Annotated in this window: 1 protein-coding gene; it reads left to right on the top strand. The window is 38.8% G+C overall.

Annotation, left to right across the window (positions count from 1 at the left end; genetic code table 11):
• The first annotated feature begins 186 nt into the window (after nucleotides 1-186).
• Nucleotides 187-1,473 carry a hemolysin family protein gene (locus AC1WHX_RS12075; protein ID WP_009319133.1) on the top strand — a complete coding sequence of 429 codons (1,287 nt, stop codon included), beginning with the start codon at nucleotides 187-189 and terminating at the stop codon, nucleotides 1,471-1,473.
• The last annotated feature ends 63 nt before the right edge of the window (nucleotides 1,474-1,536 follow it).

The following is a 1,536-nucleotide window of genomic DNA, read 5'->3' as shown; positions in this document are numbered from 1 at the left end:
ATCCTCCTCATAAAACAGGAGAAAGACTGGGAAAAAATGCAAAAACGACCAGATAACATACCCTAATCGAGAAATTCAAACAACAGGCTTTAAACAGACCTATTAAAATAAAGTTTGCAAATTATCTTTCTGAAATTATGAGTTTTTTTATGAATGCATTATCTTCGGGAAATTAAAGATTAATTTATGGAAATTATCATTATTCTTATTCTTATCATTTTAAACGGAACTTTATCTATGTCGGAAATCGCCCTCGTATCGGCAAGGAAATCCCGACTTGAGGCTGACGCCAAACGGGGTAGTAAAACTGCCCGCACAGCATTAAAATTGGCTAACGAGCCTGACAGATTTCTTTCTACCATTCAAATCGGGATCACTCTCATCGGAATTCTTACCGGTCTTTATTCTGGAGAATCTTTTGCCGGAAACTTTGCCGTAATAATCGCCCAAATAGAGCCGTTAGCTCCATACTCATTAGCCATAGCCAAAATTATAATCGTTACGATCGTCACCTATCTGACTTTAATCATCGGGGAACTTGTCCCCAAACGAATCGGTATGGCAGCAGCCGAACGTGTTGCCCGCATCGTATCCAAGCCGATGTATTTTATATCGAAAATTGCAGCTCCGTTCGTAATATTATTAACAAAAAGTACAGCCTTAGTTTTAAAATTATTAGGCATAAATCCCAATGAAGAAGGGAAAGTCACCGAAGATGAGATTAAAGCGATTATCAGAGAAGGGACTGAAGACGGTGAGGTACAAGAAGTAGAACAAGATATCGTCGAACGGGTCTTTAATTTGGGAGACAGAAATGTCGGCTCTATCATGACTCACCGAAATGAACTCACATGGATAGACATTTCTACCGATAAAGAAACTTTGAAAAAAGAGATAAGCCAAAATTTTTATCATGTATATCCTGTATCCGACGGAAAGCTTGATCATGTCGTAGGTATACTTCAATCAAAGGACTTGTTTGGAAAAATAGACTCTCCCGATTTTTCAATTTGGCAGCATATCATCCCGCCGCATTATATTCCCGAAACGATGAGCGTATATAATGCACTGGAAAAAATGAAAAAAGAAAGGATAAAGTACGGTCTGGTAACAGATGAGTTCGGAAGCATTCAAGGAATCGTCACTTCGGGAGATATTATGGAGGCCTTGCTCGGCGCACTTCCCGAATTGGGAGAAGAACCGGATATCGTTGTCAGAGAAGACGGGTCATGTCTTGTAGACGGACAATGTTCTTTCTATGACTTTTTGGCACACTTCGATCTGGAGGGTCTATATAATGAATATAATTATAATACGTTAAGCGGGCTTATCTTAGGGGTATTGGAACATATTCCCACTACAGGAGAAAAATTCCAATGGCAAGGATTCGAATTCGAAATTGTCGATATGGACTCAGCCCGTATCGATAAAGTTCTGGCTACCCGTATAAACGATCAGGAAGAAGACGAATAAAAAATACGTTTAATACGATCAATTTTTTAATCCATATCGTTTTCCGTTCCAATAATATTGTAA

It is taken from the genome of Coprobacter sp., assembly GCF_982436375.1.
The sequence above is the reverse complement of the archived record's forward strand: the minus strand, read 5'-3'. Positions and strand labels throughout refer to the sequence as shown.

Bases quoted from the DNA above. Each gene is read 5' to 3' on its own strand.
- AC1WHX_RS12075 (WP_009319133.1), top strand. From the start codon at position 187: ATGGAAATTATCATTATTCTTATTCTTATCATTTTAAACGGAACTTTA.